Below are 20,527 nucleotides of genomic sequence, written 5' to 3'. Positions count from 1 at the left end.
ATGCTGCACGGCGCGCTGCCGTTCCTCGGCCCCCGCCGCCCCCGCTTCGCGCTCGAGACCGAGCGGCTGGTCCTGCGCCCGCCGCGGATGGACGACCACGCCGTCTGGGTGCGCCTGCGCCGCGACAGCGCCCCGTTCCTGAAGCCGTGGGAGCCGGTCTGGGCGCCGGACCATTTCACCCGCGCCGCCTTCCGCAACCGGGTCCGCTGGGCCGAGCGGATGGTCGAGGAGGGGCGCGGGCTGCCGATGTTCCTGTTCCGCGCCTCGGACGACCAGCTCCTGGGGGCGCTGACCCTCGACAACCTGCGCCGCGGCCCCGCGCAGGCGGCCACGCTGGGCTATTGGATCGGTGAGAAACACGCCCGCCGCGGCTACATGGCCGAGGCGCTGGGGGCGGTGCGGGACCATGCCTTCGGGGTGATGGGCCTCTCGCGGCTCGAGGCCGCGACCCTGCCGGAGAACGCCGCCTCGCGCGGGCTGCTGGAACGCAGCGGGTTCCGGCATGAAGGGCGGGCCGAGGCCTATCTGCAGATCGGCGGGCGCTGGCGGGACCACGTGCTTTACGCGGCGCTGCGCGGCGACCGGCTGCCGGGGTGAATGCGAGGGGGAGGGAAGGGGATGCATCCCCTTCCCTCCCCCTCGCGCTCGTCGACGCAGTGCGTCGACCCCATCCCGCCGCCGGGCGCCCGGACCCGAAGGTTGCGCGGAATTTTTCCTGATTTGGATCAATGCGATAAGCGCCGGGATCGGGCATCATGCGCGCATCCCAAGACTCGGATGGAGGCCGACATGACCCGGGACTCCTACATCTCCCATCTTGAAGACCAACTGGCCCGCGTCGACGCGGACCTCGCCCTTGCGCGCAAACGCATCGACGACGGCCCGGCCGAGGGCCGCGCAAAGGCGCTCGACGACTGGAGCGGGCTGAAGATCCGGCACGAGGACCTCGCCGCCCGCATCCAGGCCGCGAAGGCCGAGGGGGCCGACAAGTGGTCCGCCCTCCATGCCGGCTTCCGAGAAGAAGCCGACGCCCTGTCGGATGCGCTCGAACGCTGGCTCGAGAAAGCCGCCTGACCCTACCCGGCCGCAAGCTCGGCCCGATCCCGGCCCGATCCCGGCGCAGACGCAGCCCAGGCGCGCGCCGGGCGCCGCGGGCGCATGGGGACCGCGCGGCAAGCGCGGGGCGGGCGGGCCGCGGGCGCCCGAAGGGCGGCAGGTCCGACGGCCCCGCCCCCCCCGAAACGCGAACGGGCGGCGCATCCCCGCACCGCCCGTTCCCACATCACCAAGGGGAAACGGCCCTCAGGCGCCTTTCCCCGAATAGCCGCCCATCTTGCACAGCAGCTTCCACTCCGCCTCGGTCACCGGCTGCACCGACAGGCGGCTGTTGTTCACAAGGATCATGTCGGCCAGCTCCGGCGCCTCCTTGCAATCGGCCAGCGTCACCGGCGTCTCGAACGGGCCCAGCGCCTTGATCGTCACGCATTCCCAGCGCGGATCCTCGGTCGTCGGGTCCTGCGCCGCCTCGGCGATCACCTCGACCACGCCGACGATCCGCTTCTCGTTGACCGAGTGGTAGAAGAACCCGAGGTCCCCCACCTCCATCGCCCGCATGTTGTTGCGGGCCTGGTAGTTGCGCACCCCGTCCCAGGGCTCGCCCTCATCCGCCTTCGCCACCTGGTCGTCCCAGGACCAGGTGTTCGGCTCCGATTTGAACAGCCAGTACCGCATCAGGCGCCGATCACGTGCTTGAAGCCGGAAATCTCGACGCTCTCGAACAGCCCCGCCTTCGCATAGGGATCGCCCGCCGCCCAGGCCTCGGCCTCGGCCCGGTCATCGGTGGCCAGCATCAGCACCGAGCCGCACATCCCGCCATCCGGATCCAGCATCGGGCCGCCGAACGTGGCGAGGCCGGTGTCCTTCACATAGGCCAGATGCGCGTCGCGATTGGCCTTGCGGGTCTCGAGCGCGCCGGGCTTGTCGCGGCAGATCAGGATGAAAGGCATGGCGTCCTCCGGGATTTCACATTCGCCCGGAGGATATGCACGCCGCCCGCCTCCCCGGCAAGGGCGCGCCCCGCGCCACGGCGCAGAACCGGCGGCCCGCGCCACTGCGCAAGACAACCGGCCCCGCCTCGGCGCCGGACAGGCGGCCCGGCCTCAGCGCAGAACCGGCGGCCCGCCGCGCCGCCGCAGCTCGGCCAGCCCCATCGCCTGCCCGTCGCCGATCCGCTTCGCCAGCGCCACGATCCCCTCGGCCGCCGCGGGCCGCATGCTCGCCCGTGCGCACCGCTCGAACAGGTTCAGCCAGATCGGGAAATGCTTCATCTCGATCCCGTTCGCCCGGGCATGCGCCTCCATCGGGGATCCGCGATACGCCCCTTTCTCCAGCCCCAGCGAGTTGCGCCAGAACCCGGCGATCTTCGCCTCGTGCTTCGCCCAGGCCTCGGCATCCTCGCCGATCGCGGCGTGGAACACGGGGCCGAGATCCGGGTCCTTGCGCGCCATGGCGTAGAACCGGGCGACGCAGAGGTCGATCTCTTCGGCGGTGGGGCGGGTGGGGATCATGGGGGGCCTCGGACGCAAGAAGGGGCGGGGCCAACCTGACCCCGCCCCGCCGCCGCTGCAACCCGCGGCCGCCGCGTCAGTCGATCACGTTATGCTCGGGGCCGTAGGGGAAGCCGGTGATGTTCTCGGCCCCGTCCGCGTCCAGAACCAGGATGTCATGCTCGCGATAGCCGCCGGCGCCCGGGGTCCCCTGCGGGATCCAGACCATCGGCTCCATCGACACAACCATCCCCGGCTCCAGCACCGTGTCGATATCCTCGCGCAGCTCCAGCCCCGCCTCGCGGCCATAGTAATGCGACAGCACCCCGAAGGAGTGCCCGTAGCCGAAGCTGCGATAGTCCAGAAGCCCCGCGTCCGCGAAGAAGCGGTTGATCTCGGCGCAGATGCCCGAGCAGGTGGCGCCCGGCTTGATCAGCGACAGCCCCAGCTCGTGCGCCGCCACGTTGGCCTTCCAGATCCGCAGGCTGTCGGCGTCGGGCGCCCCGAGGAACAGCGTCCGCTCCAGCGCCGTGTAATAGCCCGAGATCATCGGGAAGGTGTTGAGCGACAGGATGTCCCCGCCCTCCAGCGCCCGGGTGGTGACCGGGTTGTGGGCGCCGTCGGTGTTCAGCCCCGACTGGAACCAGACCCAGCTGTCGCGCAGCTCGCTGTCCGGGTGGGCGCGGGCGATCTCCAGCTCCATCGCGTCGCGGCCGGCCATGGCCACGTCGATCTCGCGGGTTCCGACCCGGATCGCGTCCCGGATCGCGGCGCCGCCATGGTCGGCGATGCGCGCGCCTTCCTTGATCAGCGCGATCTCCTCGGCCGACTTGATCATCCGCAGGCGCATCGTCGCCGGGGCGACGTCCACCACCTCGGGCGCATCCAGGAACCGGTCCAGCGCCGCCTTGCCCGCAAGCGTCAGGTGATCGCCCTCGATCCCCACCCGCCGCGCGCCGCCCAGCAGCTCGGCCGCCGCGCGCCAGTAATTGTCGCGCTTCCAGTCGGTGTAGATGACGTTGTCCCCGACGCTGCGCCGCCAGGGCTGCGAGGCGTCGATATTGGCCGAGATCGTCGTCACCCCGTCCTGCGTCACCACGCAGCCATAGGGCCGCCCGAAGGAGCAGTAGAGGAAGCCCGAGTAGTAGGCGATGTTGTGCATCGAGGTGAACAGGACCGCGGGCAGGTCCAGCTTCGCCATCTCGGCCCGAAGGGCGGCGAGGCGGCGGTCATACTCGGCGGCCGAGAAGGGCAGGATCTTGCTTCCATCCTGGCGGCGGAAGCGCTCGGGGCGGGTGTTGATGTCCTGGATCATCGCGTGACCTCATCCAGCTGGCCCGGGCGACGCCCGGACAGGCGCCCGGCGTACAGGACGAAGCGCGCGGGGGGAGACGACCCGTGCCGCGCGACGAGCCGCTGGAATCGCGCCGACGCCATCGGCGCGCGAACCCGTCGGGAGGGAAAATACCGCGCCCCGGCCCGGCCCGGCAACGGGCTGAACGGGGCTGCGGCGAAAATTCTTCGCGGCGGGGGCGCGGGCGGCCGGCGCGGGGCGGGGCCGAGGGGCGACCGCGCGAAGGCGCGGGGCGGGCGGGCGGATGCCGAAGCGCAGCGAAGGCGGCGGCCGCGCGCAGCCCCGAAACCCCGAAACCCTTACGCCTTCGGCCCCTTCTTGCCGCCGCCCAGCATCCCCGCCCGGGCCTTGTCCAGCGGCCAGCGGGGCCGGGCCGACAGGTCCATCCCGTCCGCCTCGCCCCGCGCAAGCCGCTCGGCCCCCGCCCAGGCGATCATCGCCGCGTTGTCCGTGCACAGCCGCAGCGGCGGCGCGTCGAAGCTGAACCCCTCGGCCGCCGCCGCCGCCTCCAGCGCCCCGCGCAGGGCCGTGTTCGCCGCGACCCCCCCGGCCACCGACAGCGCCTCCGCCCCCGTCTCGGCCCGGAAATCCGCCAGCGCCCGGCGCACCTTCCCGGCCAGGAGGTCCGAGACCGCCGCCTGGAACCCCGCGCAGATGTCGGCCCGGTCCTGCACGCTCAGCCCGCCCTGCGCCTCGACCAGCAGGTCCCGCTGCCGCCGCACCGCGGTCTTCAGACCCGAAAAGCTCATGTCGCAACCGGGCTTGTCCAGCAGCGGCCGAGGGAAGCGGAACCGCTTCGGATCGCCCGCCTTCGCCTCGCGCTCCACCTCCGGCCCGCCCGGGTATCCAAGCCCCAGCATCTTCGCGACCTTGTCGAAGGCTTCGCCCGGCGCGTCGTCGATGGTCGCGCCCAGCCGCCGGTAGTCCCCCGGCCCCAGCACGCCCAGGATCTGGCAATGCCCGCCCGAGGCGAGCAGCATCACGTAAGGATAGCCCTGCCCCGACACCAACCGCGGCGTCAGCGCGTGGCCCTCGAGGTGGTTCACCCCGACCAGCGGCAACCCCGCGCCCCAGGCGATGCCCTTGGCGCACATCACCCCGGACAGGACCCCGCCGATCAGCCCCGGCCCGGCGGTGCAGGCCACCGCGTCCATCGCCGACAGGCCCAGCCCCGCCTCGGCCAGCGCCTTCTCCACGCAAACATCCAGCCGCTCGGCATGGGCGCGCGCCGCGATCTCGGGCACCACGCCGCCGAAGGCCGCGTGCAGGTCGGCCTGGCCGAGGGTCACGGAACTCAGGATCTCCCCCGCCCCGATCACTTCCCCGCCGTCCACGCGCACCCGCACCACCGCGGCGGCGGTGTCGTCGCAGCTCGACTCGAGCCCGAGGATGGTCAGCGTTCCGGTCGGCATGTTTTCGGACATCCGCGGCCTCCTGCGGCCAAAAGGGGCGCATCCGCCCCCGTTCGGGGCCGTTGCATGGGCGCGAGGCCGCAGGTAACACCAAGCCCATGACCGATGCAATTTCCAGCGCCGCGGGCGCACCCGACCTGCCCACGCCCGACCGCCCGCTGCGCATCGGCACCCGCGGCTCGCCCCTCGCGCTCGCCCAGGCGCACGAGACCCGCGACCGGCTGATGGCGGCCCATGGCCTGCCGCCCGAGGCCTTCGCGATCACCGTCCTCAAGACCACCGGCGACAAGGTGCTGGACCGGCCGCTGTCCGAGATCGGCGGCAAGGGCCTGTTCACCAAGGAACTCGAAGCCGCGCTCCTCGAAGACCGCGCCGACATCGCGGTGCATTCGATGAAAGATGTCGGCGTCGAGCGCCCAGACGGCCTGTCCCTGACCTGCATCCTCCCGCGAGAGGACGTGCGCGACGCCTTCATCTCGCACCATTTCAAATCCATCGCGGACCTGCCGCAGGGGGCCGTGGTCGGCTCCTCGTCCCTGCGCCGCCGGGCGCAGCTGCTCAACCGCCGCCCCGACCTGCGCTGCGTGGAATTCCGCGGCAACGTGCAGACCCGGATGCAGAAGCTCCAGGACGGCGTCGCCCAGGCCACCTTCCTCGCCGTCGCGGGTCTGCGGCGGCTGGGGATGGACGACCTCGCCGCGGGCGCCATCGAGACCGACGAGATGCTCCCCGCCGTCGCCCAGGGCGCCATCGGGATCGAGCATCGGACCGGCGACGACGCCCTGCGCGCGCTGCTCGCCCCCCTCAACTGCGCCGAGACCGCGCTGCGGCTTGAGGCGGAGCGGGCGTTCCTCGCGGGCCTCGACGGGTCCTGCCGCACCCCCATCGGCGGGCTGGCCGAGCTGCTGCCCGGCGGCCGGATGCGCCTGCGGGGCGAGATCATCAAGCCCGACGGCTCGATCCGCCACGCCACCGAGCGCGAGGGCCCGGTCTCGGACGCCGCCGCCATGGGCGCCGACGCGGCGGCCGAGCTGCGCGCCAAGGGCGGCGAGGGCTTCTTCGACGGGATGGAGCAGCGCCCGTGAGCGTCCCGGGCCGGCCAGACCGGCCCAATGAAACGGCGGGCCGGGACGACCGGCCCGCGCCCACCCCGCCCGGGTGGCTCATCACCCGCCCCGAACCGGGGGCGGCGACCGAGGCGGCGACCCGCGCCGCCCAGGGCTGGACCCCGATCCGCGCGCCGCTGACGGAGCTGCGCAAGGTTCCCGCCGCGCCGGACCTCTCCGGCCTCTCCAGCCTCGTCTTCACCTCGGCCAACGGCGTGCGCTGCGCGGACCTGCCCGGGGCCGCCCGCGCCCTGCCCGCCTGGTGCGTCGGCCCGGCCACCGCCGAAGCCGCCCGCGCCGCGGGATTCGACGCGCGGACCCCGCCCGAAGACGCGGGCGGGAACGCCGAGGCCCTGGCCGCCCACCTCTCCGCCGCCCTCGCCCCAGGCGCGCGGCTGCTGCACCTGCGCGGCCGCCACGGGACCGGCGGTCTGGCCGAGGCGCTGGCCCGGGATGGAATCACCCTGTCCGAAGCCGTGGTCTACGAGATGGCCGAGGCCGACCCCGCCCCGGCCGCCGCCGCCCTGCGCGCGGGGCGCCTGGAGGGCGCGGGGTTCTGGTCCCCCCGCGCGGCGCGGCTTTTCGCCGGGATGGTTGCGGGCGCGCCCGATCTCCTGGCCCCCGCGGCCCGGATTTCCGCCGCCGCGATCAGCCCCGCGGCCGCCGCGGCGCTTGCCCCGGTGGGATTCCGCCGCATTGTAGTCTCTGAACGGCCCGACGGAGCGGCGATGGATGCGGCGGCCCTGGCCCTGCTGTCCGCGCGCTGACCGCCGCGGGGCCGCATCTGCGCTGCAATCAGCCGCAGCGCGCCGGGGTAGGAAAAGGGGGGGCGACTCTCCTACTCTCGCCGGGAACGAAAATACTTCGGGCGCCATTGGGAGATCTGGAGCGGCATGACCGACAAGAAGAAGACCGAGGATGACCTGAGCCAGGCGGACGCGCCCGCCGACGGCGCGGCGAAGACCCCGGAGGACGCCGAGGCCGCGGAACTGGCGCAGCTGGAGAAGGAGCTCGCCGAGCTCGAGGCCGCCGAGAAGGCCGAGGCGGACGCCGCCGCGCGCGCCGAGGCCGAGGCCGCCGAGGCCGAAGCCCGCGCCGAGGCCGAGGCGAAGGCCCGCGTGAAGGCCGAATCGGAGGCCGCCGTGGCGAAGCTCGAGGCCGAGAGCGCCGCCGAGGAGGCCGGGGCCGACCCCGTCGCCGCCACGCCGACCCCGCCCATCGAGATCCCCGCGGACGAGAGCGCGCCCGCGGCCGAAGCCGACGCGCCCGCCGAAGAGACGCAAGCCGCCGCGCAGGACGAGACCCCCGAGGACGAGACTCGAGAGGACGAGACCCGGGAAGACGAGGCCTGGGACGACCCCGAGGGCGCCGCCGCGGACGAGGTGATCGCCGAGGGCGCGAAGGACGAGGACGACAGGGACGAGACCCCGGACGCGGCGAAGGACGACCCCGCGCCCGCCGCGGCCGCCGCCCCCATCGCCGCCGCAGCCGCCATGGGCGCCGCCGCCGCGTCGCCCGCCCCGGTGCATGACGACCACCACGACGACGACCACCTGCATGACGACGACGACTACGAGGACGAGCATCGCTCCTCCCTCGCCGCCCGCGCGCTGCAGGGGCTGGTGCTGATCCTGGTCGGCGGCGGCATCGCGCTCTGGGCCGCGCCCAAGGTCGCGCCGGTGCTGCCCGCCTCGGTCGCCCGTCACCTGGTGGTGTCGGTCCCGGTCGAGGAAACCGAGTTCGCCGCCTACAAGGCCGATGCCGACGCGCGCATCGCCGCGCTGGAATCGGCGCTGGAGGACCGCGCCGCCGCCCTCTCGGCCGATATCGAGACCGCCGGGCAGTCCGGCCTGTCCGAGGCCGAGGTGCAGGAGGCGATCTCCGCCGCCACCTCCGAGCTTTCGGCCGAGTTCGAGAGCCTCAACCAGACCCTGGAATCGGGCGACCTGTCGGGCCTCGGCGCCCGCCTCGCCGCGCTGGAAAGCACCGCGCGCGGCCTGACCGGGCAGCTCGACAGCCTTGCGGGCGGACTCGCCAACGTGAACGCCGAAACCGGCGAGGTCGGGGAGATGTCCCAGGCCGCCGCCGCGACGCTCGCCGCGAACGCCGCCCAGATCGAGGGCCTGCGCGCCCAGATCGAGGAGATGGCCGCCCAGAACGGCGCCCTGCGCCAGCAGGTCGAGGCGGCGCGCGCCGATCTCGCCGCCCGGGCCGACCAGGCCGAGGCCGCCGCGAAGGCCGAGGCCGAGGCCGCCGCCGCCGCGCAGCGGGCCGCCGAGGAAGCCGCCGCCGAGAAGGCGCGCCTCGCCGCCCTGTCGGCCGCGCTGACCGAGGTGGCGGGCGCGCTCGACACCGGCGCGCCCTATGCGGACGCGCTGGCGAAGATCGAGACGGACGCCCCCGCGGCGCTGGCCGATCACGCCGGGACCGGCATCCCGACCCAGGACGCCCTGCGCAAGGCCTTCGCGGCCCCGGCGCAGCGCGCCCTCTCGGCCGCCGCGGTGGCCGAGGCGGACGGGACCATGGGCAAGCTGCTGGCCGGGTTCACCGCCCCGCTGCGCGGCGTGCCCACCGGCGACGTGGGCGGGGACGGCGTCGACGCCGCCATCGGCCGCGCCGCCCAGGCCCTCGCCGCGGACGACGTCGACGCGGCGCTGGCCGCGCTCGACGCCCTTCCGCCCGAGGCCGCCGAAGAACTGACCGCATGGCGGGCGCAGGCGCTGGTGCGCCGCGACGCCAAAACCGCCCTCGCCGACTGGCGCGGCGCCCTCATCGGCGCCGACGGCTGAGCCCCGAGCGCGACAGGAACGACAGGGAGAAACGCCGATGATCTGGCTTCTCATTCGCGTCGCGATCTTCATCGCGATCCTCATCGCCGCGACTTTCGGCGTGGCGACGCTGCTGGACACGCCCGGGCAGGTCACCATCGAGTGGGCCGGCCGCACGCACGTGTTCGAGCAGCCCATCCACTTCGCCGCCGCGCTGCTGGCCGGGTTCTTCGGCCTGTGGCTGGCCTTCTGGCTGCTGGGGCTGATCATCGCCGTGATCCGCTTCGTCACCGGCGATGAAACCGCCATCGACCGCTTCTTCAACGCCAGCCGCGAACGCCGCGGCGTGCGCGCGCTGACCCAGGGCATGATCGCCCTTGGCGAAGGCGACGGGCGCACGGCGATGGAGAAGACCGAGAAGGCCGCGCGCCTGCTCGACACGCCCGAGCTGACCAACATCCTCGGGGCCCAGGCCGCCGCCAAGGCCGGCGACAAGCCCGCCGAGACCGCCTACCTGAAGGCCCTCGCCCGCACCGAGCGGACCAAGGCCATCGGCGTGAAGGGCCTGCTGGCCCAGGCCGTGGAGGAGGGCGACGAGGAACGCGCCAAGCTGCTGGCCGAGCGCGCCTTCGCCCTGCGTCCCAAGGACGGCGAGGTGATGGACGCCCTGTTCGACCTGCAGACCGGCGCCGGCGACTGGGCCGCCGCCCGCCGCACCCTGGCCGCCGAGGTCCGCACCGGCGCCATGCCGCGCGAGATCGGCGCCCGCCGCGACGCCGTGCTGGCGCTGGCCGAGGCGCGCCTCGCGCTCGAGACCGGCGACGCCGCCCGCGCCCGCGACGCGGCGCTGGAGGCGAACCGCCGCGCCCCGACGCTGGCCCCCGCCGCCGCCGCCGCGGCCCGCGCGCTGGCCTCGAGCGGGTCGCAGCGCAAGGCCGAGCGGATCCTGCGCAAGGCCTGGAAGGCCGCCCCGCACCCGGATCTCGCCGCCGCCTATGCCGCGATCGAGCCGGATGAGGACATCGCCGCCCGCCGCCGCCGCTTCGTGGCGCTGATCGACGAGAACAAGTCCCACCCCGAGAGCCGGATGCTCGAGGCCGAGCTGGCGCTGGCGGCCGAGGACTTCCCCGCCGCGCGCGCCGCCCTTGGGGACCTTGCCGAGACCATGCCCACCACCCGCACCCTCGCCATCATGGCGGCGGTCGAGAAGGGCTCGGGCGCCGAGGAGCAGGTGGTCCGAGCCTGGCTCGCGCGCGCCCTGTCGGCCCCGCGCGGCGAACGCTGGACCTGCGAGGCCTGCGGCCACGTGCATGACGAGTGGCAGCCCGTCTGCGACGGCTGCAAGGGCGTCGACACCCTGGCCTGGATCCAGCCGAAGGGCGCGGGCGAGACCTCGGAGACCGCCACCGCCCTGCTGCCGCTGGTGATGGGTGCGCTGACCAAGGCCGAGGAGACCCCGGATTTCGAGGCCGAGGTCGCCGCCGAGGACGCCGCCGCCGCGAAGGAGGCCGCCGCGAAGCCTGCCGCCGAGGCGCCGATGGACGCCGAGGTGGTCGAGGACGACGGCAAGACGCGCCCGGCCTGACGGGCCGTCACAGGGGCGCCACAGGGCCGCCTCGCCCCGCCGAAGACACGCACGGCCCCGCATCCGCCCGGATGCGGGGCCGCTGCTTTTCCGGGCGTCGTTGCGGGCCCCGGCGCGCGCCCCGCGGGGCGCGGCGCCCTTCCGGGACGATCCCCTTCAAACCCCGCTTGCATTGCCCGCGGGGCCTGAGTATACGGCCCGTGGTTGCCGGTGTAGCTCAGCTGGTAGAGCACGTCATTCGTAATGATGGGGTCGTAGGTTCGAGTCCTATCACCGGCACCACCTCTCTTTCCCGGACATCGCCGGTCATCCCGCCGCCGCGCCCACGCGCGCCCGGATGACGCCCCCCGCCGCGCATGCTAGGCAAGTCGCCCACGCATCGCGCCCGGAGGCTCCATGTCCGCCCAAGCCCTCTCCGACCTGATCGCCCATGCCCGCGAAACCGCCGCCCTCGGGCGCGTCTCGGGGCTGATCTCCTGGGACCAGGAGGTGATGATGCCGCCGAAGGGCGCCGAGGGCCGGGCCGAGGAAGCCTCGGCCATGGCCGCCGTCCTGCACGCCCGCCGCACCGACCCGCGCCTCGCCGAGTGGATCGCCGCCATCGACCCCGCCGCCCTGCCCGACGACGCGGCGCGCCGGGACGTGGAGCTCGCCGCCCGCGACCATGCCCGCGCCACCCGCGTGCCCGCGGCGCTCGAGGCGCATCTCGCCTCGCTCTCGGTCCGCAGCCAGGGCATCTGGGCGAAGGCGCGGGCCGAGGACGACTTCGCCGGTTTCGCCCCGATCCTCGGGCAGATGGTCGAGGCGCGGCGCGAACAGGCCGCCGCCCTCGCCGAACCCGGCCAGGACCCCTATGATGCGCTGCTCGAGGAATACGAGCCGGGGATGCACGCGGCGGCGCTGGACGCGCTCTTCGCCCGCCTGCGCGACGGGCTGGTCCCGCTGGCCGCCGAGGCCGGCGAGCGCACCCTGCCCCCGCCCCTGACCGGCTTCTTCGGCCAGGACCAGCAGATGCAGCTGGCCCGCGAGGTCGCCACCGCCTTCCGCTATGACTGGCAGGCCGGGCGGCTGGACCTGTCCACGCACCCGTTCTCCTCTGGCCATCGCGGGGATGCGCGGATCACCACGCGGGTGGATGAAGGCGACCCGTTCAACTGCCTCTATTCCACGATCCACGAGACCGGCCACGCGGTCTACGAGCAGAACATCGCCGCCGATCTGTATGGACGCCCGGCGGGGTCCTATTGCTCGATGGGCGTGCATGAAAGCCAGAGCCGGTTCTTCGAGAACCAGGTCGGCCGCTCCCGCGCCTTCGCCGAGTGGCTGGCCCCGAAGATGCGCGCCGCCTTCCCCGATGCGCCCGCGGACGCCGAGGCGTTCTTCCGCGCCGCCAACCGCATCCATCCCGGCTTCATCCGCACGGAATCGGACGAGGTGCATTACAACCTGCACATCCTGATGCGCTTCGACCTGGAGCGGGAGCTGATGGCCGGGCGCCTCGCCGCCAGGGACCTGGCCGAGGCCTGGCGCGCGCGGTTCGAGGCCGATTTCGGGACGCCCCCGCCGGACGACCGCCGCGGCGCGCTGCAGGACGTCCACTGGTCGCTGGGCCTGTTCGGCTATTTCCCGACCTACAGCCTGGGCAATCTCAATGCCGCGATGCTCGAGGACGCGATGCGCCGCGACCTGCCGGACATGGACGCGATGATGGCGAAGGGCGAGCTGGAGGCGATCGTCGGCTGGCTGACCGACAAGGTGCACCGCCACGGCGCGACCCTGCCCGCCCCGGCGTTGATCGAGGCGGCGACGGGCGCGCCGCTGTCCGAGGCGCCGCTGCTGGCGCACCTGCGGCGCAAGGTGGATGCGCTGGCGTAACGCCCGGGCTCAGATCTCCACCGCCTCGATCCCCGGCGCCGGGCCCTCGGCCCGCTCGGGGCGGCCGTCCCGCGCCTCGCGCGCGGCGGCGACGAGGGCGCGGAAGATCGCGCGCTGGCGGCGGGCGTAGAACAGGTGCTCGGGGTGCCACTGGACGCCGAGCGTCAGCGGCCCCTCGGTGCTCTCGACCGCCTGGGTGATGCCCCACTGGTCGCGGGCGGCGAGGCGCAGGCCCTGGCCGAGGCGGCTGACCGATTGCGTGTGCAGCGCGTTCACCCGGGCGTCCTTCGGTCCCATGACGGCGGAGAGGCGCGTTTCGGGGCAGATTTCCACCGTCTTGCGCGGCAGGACGGTCCACATGCGCTTCGCGTCCTCGTAGGTCTCGTAGATGTCCTGGTGGAGCGCGCCGCCGCGCACGATGTTGATCATCTGCGCCCCGCGGCAGATGCCGAGCACGGGGCGGCCGAGCTCCGCCGCCTCCTCGATCAGGCGTTTCTCGAGCGCGTCGCGCTCGGGGTCGATGCGGCTCTCGAGCATGATCTCGCCATTGTAGAGATCGGCCGAGATGTCGTCGCCGCCGCCGACGATCAACCCGTCGACCTCCTGCGCATGGGCCGGGCGGCCGACATGGAACCAGCGCGCGCGGCCCCCGGCGAGCAGGACGGACATGGCGATCATCGGGAAGATCCGCCAGCCGGAGCGGGCCGAGGTGGTGATGCCGATGACGGGGCGGGAGCGGGGGAGCATCATTCGGTCGGCGCTCCCCTGGCGTCGACCAGCCCCGCGGCGCGCAGCATGTCGGTGCAGCGCTGGACCCAGTCCTCGCGCGTCGCGGTCCAGCGGTCGCGGTGTTCGCGCCAGCCGAGGGTGAGGGCCATGGTCAGCGCGGGGTCCTCGGCGGCGCGCTCGATCACGCGCCACAGGGTCCAGTCGGGGACCGGGGACCAGCCCTTCTCGTCCACCCGCGCGTCGGGCAGGCGGTAGTGGAAGGTGGGGCGGGCCGAGCGTTTCTCGTCCCCGAGCACGGCCTGGGCCCGGTCGGGGTCCGCCATCTCGATGATCGGGGTCAGGTCCAGCGCGCGGTTCCGGGTCGGGTTGGCGGACAGGTAGTCGTCGAAAAACCGGGCGCGGTCAGGGGCGTAGCCCTCGGCGGCGACGGTGTCGATATACTCGCGCGGATAGGATTTCACGAAGCCGGTGAGGCGGCGGTTGAGGCTGATCTCCAGCGTCTTGCGCAACCAGTCCTCGAGCAGCGCGAAGCTGCGGGTGACGGGCAGCAGGTGATCGACCGAGAGGGAGACGGCCTCGACGTTGAAATGCATCCCGTAGGCGGTCTGCGCGCCATGGCCGGCGCCGGTGGCCCCGGCGGTGCGCAGCGCCTCGATCAACGGGTCGAGCGCGGGCAGCCGCTCGGGGGCCAGCGGCGGCGCGACCAGTTCGACGGGAGTCAGCCAGTGGACGATGTCGCCGGTGATCTTGCGCACCGGGTCGTCCTCGGCCCCTTCCTTGTGGGCGAAGGCCTCGCGGTGGCGGCGGGCCATGTCGAGCTCGAGCGTGAAATCGCCCAGCTCGGGATCCGCCAGGGTCTGGTGATGCTGCGACTGCCGATCGATCTCGGCGTCGCCGAAGACCTTGCGCGCGGCCCGGACCGCGTCCTCGACCGTGAGGCCGCCGAACTCGATCTCCACCCCGACGCGGCGGGGCTCGCCCTCGGTGGTGTCAGGTCGGGGAAGCGGCGGATAGGCGGTCATGAAGGCTCCTGGTCGGCTGTCGGAGCTTCATGTGGGGCGATCGGCGCGGCGGGCAAGCGGGCGCGCCGCCGCGGACCGGGCGGGCGGCGCGGCGGGGGGCGCGGACGTCCCCGGGCGGGACCGCCGGGTGGGCGGCGGCGGTTCGCCCCCTGGCCCGCACGCAGCGCGGGAGGGCGCGTCCGGCCGTTCAGGGGGGCCTGGGCCCCCGTTCTCGGCCGGAGGCGGCGTGCCGCCGCCGGGCGCGGTTCCGCGCGTTCCGCAGATTTTGAACGTTGTTCACGGCATCAGCTGCGGTCCCGGATGCTGGAGGCGATGAGCTGCAGGATCGACCAGAGCACCAGGCACAGCGCGCCGGTGGCGATGGACAGGACCCAGCGCCGCGGATGTTCGGCCATCTGTGCGCGGGTCGGGGCGATGTGGATGGCGAGGTAGCGCTGCGCCCGGCGCGCCTCGGCCCGGGCGATCTCCACCGCGGCGAGGGCGGCGGTGTACATGTTCTCGGCGAACTCGCGCTCCACCATCAGCTCCTCCTGCCGGCCGGCGGCATCGGCGAGCGAGCCGTCGGCGGGGGCGCCGTCGGTCCCGGCGGAGGCGACGCGCGCCTCCTCCTGCGCGATCTGCACGTCGAGCGCCGCCAGCCTGCGATCGAGCGCGGCGAGCACGGGCGAGTCCGCCCCGAGCATGTCGCGCCGCGAATCCCGCTCGGCCGCGAGGTCGGCGCGGCGGGCGCGCAGCTCTCCGACCAGGCCCATCGAGGACTGGATGTCGAGCGAGACGTCCGCCGTGCCCGCCGCCCCGCGGAAGCTCTGCAGGTCGAGCCGGACCTCGCGCACCCGCGCCTCGGCCTCGCGCAGGTCGGCGAGGGCGAATTCGACCGCATCCTTGCGCGACTTCTCGGACAAGGCGTTGATGAGACGCTCTGATTCCGCGGTGACGGCGGTGGCGACGGCATGGGCGTCATCGGGGTCGAAGGCGCGGATCTCGGCATAGATGATGCCGGCGGAGCTGTCGTAGCTCACCGTCTGGGCGAGGTTCCAGTAGTCCACCAGCGTCTCGACAGAGGGATCGTCGCCGAGGCGGAACAGCCAGTCCGCCCCCTCGCGCCGATACATGGCGCGCAGGTCGAGCTGGTCGTCGATCCGTTCCACCAGCGGCTGGCTTTGCAGGTATTCGTAGAGGATGCGGCTGTCGGCGGCGGCCGCGTCGGGGGCGCCGCCGAGGATCTCCAGCATCGGGGAGGGGGCCGCGGCGTCCGCGCTGCGCACCGCGAAGGCGACGGTCGAGACGTACTGGTCGGCGGCCTTCTCGAACAGGTACCAGCTGGCCAGCGCGGTGGGGGCGACGACCAGCAGCAGGAAGCTGAGCCAGACGCCGATCCGGCGCCGCCGGTCCGCCCGGCGCACGCGCGCGGCCGAGGTGGGGTCGGCGATCTCGATCAGGATGTCGGGCTGCGGCGGCGCCGGCGGGCGCGGGGCCGGGCGCTGCGCCTGCGCGGCCTGCTGAACCGCCATGCCCGGCGGGACGGGGCCGCCCTGGCCCTTGCCTGCACCCTGGCCCTTGCCCTGGCGGCCGGGTCCCTTTCCCGCCCCCTTCCCCGCGCCCTTGCCGCCGGGCTGACCCGGCCTCCGGCGCGCGGCGGGGCCCTGCCCGTCCTGGAGACGGTGCACCACGCCCTCCGCGTCGGGGGCGGCGCGCGCGGCGCCGCCGCCGGTCCCGTCGCGCCCGCTCATGCCGCGCCTCGCGCAGCGTGGGACAGGTCCGACATGTGGCGGGCGATGGCCGCCTCGACATCCTCGTAGAACGCCACGCGTCCCTCCTCGAGCACCAGGGCCGCGTCGCAGAAGCTGCGCACGGTCTGCATGGCGTGGCTGACCATGATCACGTCCGAGCTTTGCAGCCGGGCCGCGAACACGTCGCTGCACTTGCGCCGGAACCGCGCGTCGCCGACGGCGGTGATCTCGTCCACCAGGTAGACGTCGAAGCCGAGCCCCATCGACACGCCGAAGGCGAGGCGCGCGCGCATCCCCGCGGAATACCTGGACATTTTCTCATACATGTAGGGGCCGAGCTCGGCGAAGCCGTCGACGAAGGCGAGCAGCGCCTCCTCGTTCACGCCGTAGATGCGGGCGACGAAGCGCACGTTCTGCGCCCCGGTCATCGCGCTGTGGAAGCTGCCCGAGAAACCCAGCGGGAAAGACACCGAGCAGTCCCGGATCACCCGCCCGCGGTCGGGTTTCATGGTCCCGGCGATGATCTGCAGCAGGGTCGTCTTGCCGGCGCCGTTGCGCCCCAGGAGCGCCAGCGAGCGGCCGCGCGGGATGGTCATCGTCAGGTCCTTGACGATCCACCGGCGCCCGCCGGTCTTCAGGCGGAAGGACTTGCTCACGTTCTCGAGCCGGATCATGGCGACGCCACCTCCCGCCGCATCCGGCGCAGCAGCAGAAGACCCACGAGCAGCAGCCCGAGGCCGAGCGTCGCCGGGAAGACCAGGGCCGCGTTCTGCGCCAGGTAGACCGGGTAGATTCCCTGCCGAAGCGCCGCGATCACGTGGATCAGCGGGTTCCAGGCCAGCGCCTGCTGCACGCTCCAGGGCATGTCCTCCGGCAGGAAGATGACGCCCGAGATCAGGAACAGCGGCCGCGTCAGGATGCCGAACACCCGCTGCCAGATCGGCGCGACGACGAAGAGCACCGCGTTGCACGACCCCACGCCCGCGGCGAGCAGGGTCGCGGCGCCGAACGCGGCCGCGATGCGGGGTTGGTCGATGCGCACCGGCTCCTCCGTCAGCAGGAACGCGCCGCCGAGCACGATGAACGCCACCGCGATATTGGTCAGCGCCTGCAGGATCACGCGGGCGAGGATGGCGTCGTAAGGGTTAACGTTCGGAAAACGCAGCAGCGGCTTGTTGGCCAGGATCGCCTGCGCGGTGCTGTCCGCGGTCGAGCGGAAGAAGGCGAAGCCGATATAGCCCGTCGCGAAGAAGGTGATGAAGCTGCCCCCGAGCGGCGGGTGATGCGCGATGGCGGAGAACACGAGCGCGAGCATGGCGACCATGCCCACCGGCTCGGCCACCGCCCAGGCGTAGCCGCCGGCCGAGCGCCCGTAGCGCGTCGACATCTCGCGCCGCAGAAGCGCGCCGACGACCCGCAGGTGCGCCGCGACCGGGGATTGCGCCGCCGCCCTCATGCCCCGCGGCCCGTCAGCGCGGCAAGGAGGAACCCCGTCCGCGAGGGGCGGCGCAGGGGCGGCGGCGGCCCGCCATCGGCGAGGCGGCGCAGCGCCTCGCCCGCATCGAAGAATGAGACGGGACGGTCGCCGCCCGGCTCGAACCACGTGCAGTGGTCGAGATAGGCGGCGGCCAGCACGGCGGCGAGGGTGGCGGGGCGCCCGGGCCTCTCGAAGCGGTCGTCGGTCAGGCCGCGCCCGGCATAGAAGCCCGGCGCGTGGCAGGTGACGGGGACGCCATGGACCAGCGCCTCCAGCCCGATCAGGCTGTTGGCGACATGGAGGCGGGCGGCGCCCTGGAAGACGCTCGCGGGCGCGGCAGCGGCGGGCAGGAACCCCAGCCGCCCCTCGCGCAGCGCAGATGCGATCCGCCGGCTTCGGCGCGCGGCGTGCAGCAACACGGCGGGCGTGAGGTGCCCCGTCGGCGCGGCGGGGTGGGAACGGATCAGGACCGGCGCGTCCGGGTGCTCGGCCAGCACGGTGCGCAACATGCGCAGGAAGAACGGCCGACCGGCGCCGCCGAGCGCCGCATCTCCGGGCGCCTGGTCGGCGAGGATCACCGCGCCGCGCGGGATCCGCGGCTGCGGCCCGCCGGGCAGCAGGTACTTGCTCAGCCGCAGCCGGCGCATCGCCTCGGCCACCTGCCCGCCGTCGCGTTTCGACCGTCGGTCCTGCATCCGAAGGTCTATCAGCCGATCCAGCCGTCCGGGGCGCGCGGGATCGCCGTGCCAGCCCTCGGGATCGACCGCCAGCCCGACCGTAAGCGCGTGTCGGCCCGGTTCGACCGAGCGCAGGAAGGCGTCCTCGACATGCAGCAGCCCCGCGCGGGCCCTCCGGGCGACGGAGAGCGTCGTGAGTCGGCCCCTGCCCCACACGGCGACATGGGACGCTCCACCAGCGCCAAGCAGCGCAGGCGTCGCCTCAAGCCCCGTGGCGGCCTCGATCCGGCGGCGCATGCCCCACAGGTCGCGATTGCACAGCGCGACGCGTCCATCGCCCTCCGCCGCAAGCGCCCGATGGGTCCAGTTCTGCGAACCTTCCAGCATGGCTATGCTGCATCGCAACATTGAAAATGCTGCGCAGCATTTTCAGTTCGGCGCCATCGCGGGCGCCGATGCCAGCCCCAGTGTCCATCGCGTTTCATCGCGCGGGATCCGTCCTTCCGGACCCTCCTGGCCCGTCAGGACGACCCTAGCCGCCGCCGGTTAACGAACCGTCACCGCGAAAGAATGGAACAGATGGAATCCAGTTCCTCGAGGCTCCCATAGCGGAGGCGAACCTCCCCGGCGCCGTCGTTGCGATGCTCGATCGCCACTTTCACACCCGTCGCCGCGGCGAGGTCCGCCTCCAGCGCGCGGGTATCGGCGTCTTTCTCGGGCTTCTTCGGCTTCTTCGGCGTATTCGCCTCGACCTTCTGCGCCCGGGCGAGCGCCTCGGTCTGGCGCACCGAAAGGCCGCGGGCGATGACCTGCTCGGCAAGCGCCGCGGGATCGGGCGAGGTGATCAGCGCGCGCGCATGCCCGGCGCTGAGCCGCCCTGCCCGCAGGTGCTCCACCACCGACTCCGGCAGGGTCAGCAGGCGCAGCGCGTTGGCGATGTGGCTGCGGGACTTGCCCATGGCCTCGGCCAGCTTCTCCTGCGTGTGGCCGAACTTGTCCATCAGCTGGCGGTAGCCCAGCGCCTCTTCCACCGGGTTGAGGTCCGCGCGCTGGATGTTCTCGATGATCGCGACTTCCAGAGCCTCGTCATCGGACAGCTCACGCACCACGATGGGCAGCTCGTGCAACTGCGCCCGCTGGGCCGCGCGCCAGCGCCGCTCACCGGCCACGATCTGCCAGCCGCCTTCCTTCTTCGGATCCGTGCGCACGACCAGGGGCTGAATCACGCCCTTCTCGCGGATCGAGGCGGCGAGCTCGGCCAGGTCTTCCTCGCGGAAATCACGGCGCGGCTGGTCCGGGTTCGCGCGGATCATCTCGATCGGCGCGGTCTGCACGGCGGCGCCGCCGCCCGCCTTCTCGGCCTCGGCCGGCGCGGAATCGTCCCCGATCAGGGCCGACAGGCCGCGGCCCAGCCCCCTCTGCTGCGGTTTGCGCGTCATTCTCGGACTGCTCCCGTCTCTCAGGCGGCGCGATCTGCGTCGGCGCGCGCCAGCATTTCCCGGGCCAACGCGCGATAGGCGAGGCTTCCGGCGGAATTCGAATCGTAGACCGTGGCCGGCATCGCGTAGGACGCCGCCTCGGACAGGCGCACATTGCGCGGGATAACGGTGTTGTAGACCACGTCCCCGAGATTGCTGCGCACGTCCTTGGCCACCATGTGGCTCAGGTTGTTGCGGCGGTCGAACATGGTCAACACCACGCCGTCGATCTCCAGCTCCGGGTTCAGCACCCGGCGGATCTCTTTCACCGTCTTCAGCAGCTGGCTCAGCCCCTCCAGCGCGAAGAACTCGCACTGCAGCGGCACCAGGACGGCGTCCGCCGCGGCCATCGCGTTGACCGTCAGCAAGTTCAGCGAGGGCGGGCAGTCGATCACCACGTGATCATAGCCCTCCAGCCCCGAGGACAGCGCCCGCATCAGGCGCTTCGCGCGGTCCGGATCGTCGACCAGCGCCACGTCGACCGAGGCGAGATCGCCCGTCGCCGCGACGATATCCAGCCGCTCGATCTGGCTGTTGCGGGTGACGTCGCCGACGGCGGCGCCTTCGACCAGCAGGTCATAGGAGGTCGAATCGCGGTCCGCGACATCGATCCCGAGGCCGGTGCTGGCATTTCCCTGGGGGTCCAGGTCGATCAGGAGGACGGATTTGCCGTTTTCGACCAGCGCCGCGGCCAGGTTGATGGCGGTGGTGGTCTTGCCCACCCCGCCCTTCTGGTTCGCGACGGCCAGGATACGGCGCCTCACAGGC

The 20,527-nt window shown here is 73.1% G+C and carries 20 protein-coding genes and 1 tRNA gene; 8 read left to right on the top strand and 13 right to left on the bottom strand.

Annotation, left to right across the window (positions count from 1 at the left end; translation table 11 throughout):
- Together ACQ5SO_RS12205 and ACQ5SO_RS12200 are read left to right on the top strand one after the other, a co-directional pair.
- Positions 1-597 (top strand): GNAT family N-acetyltransferase, encoded by a 597-nt coding sequence (locus tag ACQ5SO_RS12205; RefSeq protein WP_430941878.1) that lies wholly within the window; start codon positions 1-3, stop codon positions 595-597.
- 192 nt (positions 598-789) lie between these two features.
- Positions 790-1,074, top strand: a complete 285-nt coding sequence (locus ACQ5SO_RS12200) for a hypothetical protein (protein ID WP_430941877.1) — start codon at positions 790-792, stop codon at positions 1,072-1,074.
- Between the two features lie 228 nt (positions 1,075-1,302).
- Here ACQ5SO_RS12200 and ACQ5SO_RS12195 read toward each other — a convergent pair whose 3' ends face one another.
- The 5 genes from ACQ5SO_RS12195 to tsaD all read right to left on the bottom strand — a co-directional run bounded on the left by ACQ5SO_RS12195 (position 1,303) and on the right by tsaD (position 5,324).
- Complete coding sequence (locus ACQ5SO_RS12195; RefSeq protein WP_430941876.1) at positions 1,303-1,731, bottom strand: EVE domain-containing protein; 429 nt, start codon at positions 1,729-1,731, stop codon at positions 1,303-1,305.
- Positions 1,731-2,006 (bottom strand): YciI family protein, encoded by a 276-nt coding sequence (locus ACQ5SO_RS12190; protein WP_430941875.1) that lies wholly within the window; start codon positions 2,004-2,006, stop codon positions 1,731-1,733. Before ACQ5SO_RS12190 ends, ACQ5SO_RS12195 begins: the two co-directional genes overlap by 1 nt.
- Before the next feature lie 153 nt (positions 2,007-2,159).
- On the bottom strand, positions 2,160-2,567 hold the full coding sequence (locus ACQ5SO_RS12185) for a group III truncated hemoglobin (protein ID WP_430941874.1): 408 nt from the start codon (positions 2,565-2,567) through the stop codon (positions 2,160-2,162).
- A 76-nt stretch (positions 2,568-2,643) separates the two neighbouring features.
- A complete protein-coding gene (locus tag ACQ5SO_RS12180) occupies positions 2,644-3,861 on the bottom strand; it encodes an aminopeptidase P family protein (protein WP_430941873.1) in 1,218 nt (405 codons plus the stop codon).
- 338 nt (positions 3,862-4,199) lie between these two features.
- The gene (tsaD, locus tag ACQ5SO_RS12175; RefSeq protein ID WP_430941872.1) at positions 4,200-5,324 is read right to left on the bottom strand and encodes a tRNA (adenosine(37)-N6)-threonylcarbamoyltransferase complex transferase subunit TsaD; all 1,125 of its coding nucleotides are present in this window, start codon (positions 5,322-5,324) and stop codon (positions 4,200-4,202) included.
- An 86-nt stretch (positions 5,325-5,410) separates the two neighbouring features.
- Between tsaD and hemC the strand changes: the two genes are divergently transcribed.
- From hemC to ACQ5SO_RS12145, 6 genes are all read left to right on the top strand, one after another.
- Positions 5,411-6,397, top strand: a complete 987-nt coding sequence (gene hemC, locus ACQ5SO_RS12170; protein ID WP_430941871.1) for a hydroxymethylbilane synthase — start codon at positions 5,411-5,413, stop codon at positions 6,395-6,397.
- Positions 6,394-7,185, top strand: a complete 792-nt coding sequence (locus ACQ5SO_RS12165; RefSeq protein ID WP_430941870.1) for a uroporphyrinogen-III synthase — start codon at positions 6,394-6,396, stop codon at positions 7,183-7,185. Before hemC ends, ACQ5SO_RS12165 begins: the two co-directional genes overlap by 4 nt.
- Before the next feature lie 126 nt (positions 7,186-7,311).
- Positions 7,312-9,207 (top strand): hypothetical protein, encoded by a 1,896-nt coding sequence (locus tag ACQ5SO_RS12160; protein ID WP_430941869.1) that lies wholly within the window; start codon positions 7,312-7,314, stop codon positions 9,205-9,207.
- 37 nt (positions 9,208-9,244) lie between these two features.
- The gene (locus ACQ5SO_RS12155) at positions 9,245-10,771 is read left to right on the top strand and encodes a heme biosynthesis protein HemY (protein WP_430941868.1); all 1,527 of its coding nucleotides are present in this window, start codon (positions 9,245-9,247) and stop codon (positions 10,769-10,771) included.
- A 206-nt stretch (positions 10,772-10,977) separates the two neighbouring features.
- A tRNA-Thr gene (locus ACQ5SO_RS12150) sits at positions 10,978-11,053 on the top strand.
- A gap of 114 nt (positions 11,054-11,167) precedes the next feature.
- A complete protein-coding gene (locus tag ACQ5SO_RS12145; protein ID WP_430941867.1) occupies positions 11,168-12,646 on the top strand; it encodes a carboxypeptidase M32 in 1,479 nt (492 codons plus the stop codon).
- A 9-nt stretch (positions 12,647-12,655) separates the two neighbouring features.
- Here the strand turns inward: ACQ5SO_RS12145 and ACQ5SO_RS12140 are convergent, their stop codons facing one another.
- The 8 genes from ACQ5SO_RS12140 to ACQ5SO_RS12105 all read right to left on the bottom strand — a co-directional run bounded on the left by ACQ5SO_RS12140 (position 12,656) and on the right by ACQ5SO_RS12105 (position 20,523).
- Positions 12,656-13,396 carry a gamma-glutamyl-gamma-aminobutyrate hydrolase family protein gene (locus ACQ5SO_RS12140; protein ID WP_430941866.1) on the bottom strand — a complete coding sequence of 247 codons (741 nt, stop codon included), beginning with the start codon at positions 13,394-13,396 and terminating at the stop codon, positions 12,656-12,658.
- A complete protein-coding gene (locus ACQ5SO_RS12135) occupies positions 13,393-14,397 on the bottom strand; it encodes an amidoligase family protein (protein WP_430941865.1) in 1,005 nt (334 codons plus the stop codon). Before ACQ5SO_RS12135 ends, ACQ5SO_RS12140 begins: the two co-directional genes overlap by 4 nt.
- Before the next feature lie 284 nt (positions 14,398-14,681).
- The gene (locus ACQ5SO_RS12130; protein WP_430941864.1) at positions 14,682-16,127 is read right to left on the bottom strand and encodes a hypothetical protein; all 1,446 of its coding nucleotides are present in this window, start codon (positions 16,125-16,127) and stop codon (positions 14,682-14,684) included.
- Positions 16,124-16,801, bottom strand: a complete 678-nt coding sequence (locus ACQ5SO_RS12125) for an ABC transporter ATP-binding protein (protein ID WP_430941863.1) — start codon at positions 16,799-16,801, stop codon at positions 16,124-16,126. Before ACQ5SO_RS12125 ends, ACQ5SO_RS12130 begins: the two co-directional genes overlap by 4 nt.
- The gene (locus ACQ5SO_RS12120; protein WP_430941862.1) at positions 16,798-17,583 is read right to left on the bottom strand and encodes an ABC transporter permease; all 786 of its coding nucleotides are present in this window, start codon (positions 17,581-17,583) and stop codon (positions 16,798-16,800) included. Before ACQ5SO_RS12120 ends, ACQ5SO_RS12125 begins: the two co-directional genes overlap by 4 nt.
- Positions 17,580-18,668 carry a hypothetical protein gene (locus ACQ5SO_RS12115; RefSeq protein ID WP_430941861.1) on the bottom strand — a complete coding sequence of 363 codons (1,089 nt, stop codon included), beginning with the start codon at positions 18,666-18,668 and terminating at the stop codon, positions 17,580-17,582. Before ACQ5SO_RS12115 ends, ACQ5SO_RS12120 begins: the two co-directional genes overlap by 4 nt.
- A gap of 170 nt (positions 18,669-18,838) precedes the next feature.
- A complete protein-coding gene (locus ACQ5SO_RS12110) occupies positions 18,839-19,720 on the bottom strand; it encodes a ParB/RepB/Spo0J family partition protein (protein WP_430941860.1) in 882 nt (293 codons plus the stop codon).
- A gap of 20 nt (positions 19,721-19,740) precedes the next feature.
- Positions 19,741-20,523: a ParA family protein gene (locus ACQ5SO_RS12105; RefSeq protein ID WP_430941859.1), complete on the bottom strand. Its 783-nt coding sequence runs from the start codon at positions 20,521-20,523 to the stop codon at positions 19,741-19,743.
- Positions 20,524-20,527 lie beyond the last annotated feature (4 nt).

The organism is Rhodovulum sp. DZ06 (assembly GCF_050586345.1).
In the GTDB taxonomy this organism is placed as follows: domain Bacteria; phylum Pseudomonadota; class Alphaproteobacteria; order Rhodobacterales; family Rhodobacteraceae; genus JBOCEF01.
The sequence above is the reverse complement of the archived record's forward strand: the minus strand, read 5'-3'. Positions and strand labels throughout refer to the sequence as shown.

What these genes read in the sequence shown, in the direction of transcription:
- ACQ5SO_RS12130 (WP_430941864.1), bottom strand. Translation starts at nt 16,127, where the DNA reads ATGAGCGGGCGCGACGGGACCGGCGGCGGCGCCGCGCGCGCCGCCCCC.
- ACQ5SO_RS12120 (WP_430941862.1), bottom strand. Translation starts at nt 17,583, where the DNA reads ATGAGGGCGGCGGCGCAATCCCCGGTCGCGGCGCACCTGCGGGTCGTC.
- ACQ5SO_RS12135 (WP_430941865.1), bottom strand. Translation starts at nt 14,397, where the DNA reads ATGACCGCCTATCCGCCGCTTCCCCGACCTGACACCACCGAGGGCGAG.
- ACQ5SO_RS12180 (WP_430941873.1), bottom strand. Translation starts at nt 3,861, where the DNA reads ATGATCCAGGACATCAACACCCGCCCCGAGCGCTTCCGCCGCCAGGAT.
- ACQ5SO_RS12160 (WP_430941869.1), top strand. Translation starts at nt 7,312, where the DNA reads ATGACCGACAAGAAGAAGACCGAGGATGACCTGAGCCAGGCGGACGCG.
- tsaD (WP_430941872.1), bottom strand. Translation starts at nt 5,324, where the DNA reads ATGTCCGAAAACATGCCGACCGGAACGCTGACCATCCTCGGGCTCGAG.
- ACQ5SO_RS12145 (WP_430941867.1), top strand. Translation starts at nt 11,168, where the DNA reads ATGTCCGCCCAAGCCCTCTCCGACCTGATCGCCCATGCCCGCGAAACC.
- hemC (WP_430941871.1), top strand. Translation starts at nt 5,411, where the DNA reads ATGACCGATGCAATTTCCAGCGCCGCGGGCGCACCCGACCTGCCCACG.
- ACQ5SO_RS12185 (WP_430941874.1), bottom strand. Translation starts at nt 2,567, where the DNA reads ATGATCCCCACCCGCCCCACCGCCGAAGAGATCGACCTCTGCGTCGCC.
- ACQ5SO_RS12155 (WP_430941868.1), top strand. Translation starts at nt 9,245, where the DNA reads ATGATCTGGCTTCTCATTCGCGTCGCGATCTTCATCGCGATCCTCATC.
- ACQ5SO_RS12205 (WP_430941878.1), top strand. Translation starts at nt 1, where the DNA reads ATGCTGCACGGCGCGCTGCCGTTCCTCGGCCCCCGCCGCCCCCGCTTC.
- ACQ5SO_RS12140 (WP_430941866.1), bottom strand. Translation starts at nt 13,396, where the DNA reads ATGATGCTCCCCCGCTCCCGCCCCGTCATCGGCATCACCACCTCGGCC.
- ACQ5SO_RS12115 (WP_430941861.1), bottom strand. Translation starts at nt 18,668, where the DNA reads ATGCTGGAAGGTTCGCAGAACTGGACCCATCGGGCGCTTGCGGCGGAG.
- ACQ5SO_RS12200 (WP_430941877.1), top strand. Translation starts at nt 790, where the DNA reads ATGACCCGGGACTCCTACATCTCCCATCTTGAAGACCAACTGGCCCGC.
- ACQ5SO_RS12195 (WP_430941876.1), bottom strand. Translation starts at nt 1,731, where the DNA reads ATGCGGTACTGGCTGTTCAAATCGGAGCCGAACACCTGGTCCTGGGAC.
- ACQ5SO_RS12190 (WP_430941875.1), bottom strand. Translation starts at nt 2,006, where the DNA reads ATGCCTTTCATCCTGATCTGCCGCGACAAGCCCGGCGCGCTCGAGACC.
- ACQ5SO_RS12110 (WP_430941860.1), bottom strand. Translation starts at nt 19,720, where the DNA reads ATGACGCGCAAACCGCAGCAGAGGGGGCTGGGCCGCGGCCTGTCGGCC.
- ACQ5SO_RS12125 (WP_430941863.1), bottom strand. Translation starts at nt 16,801, where the DNA reads ATGATCCGGCTCGAGAACGTGAGCAAGTCCTTCCGCCTGAAGACCGGC.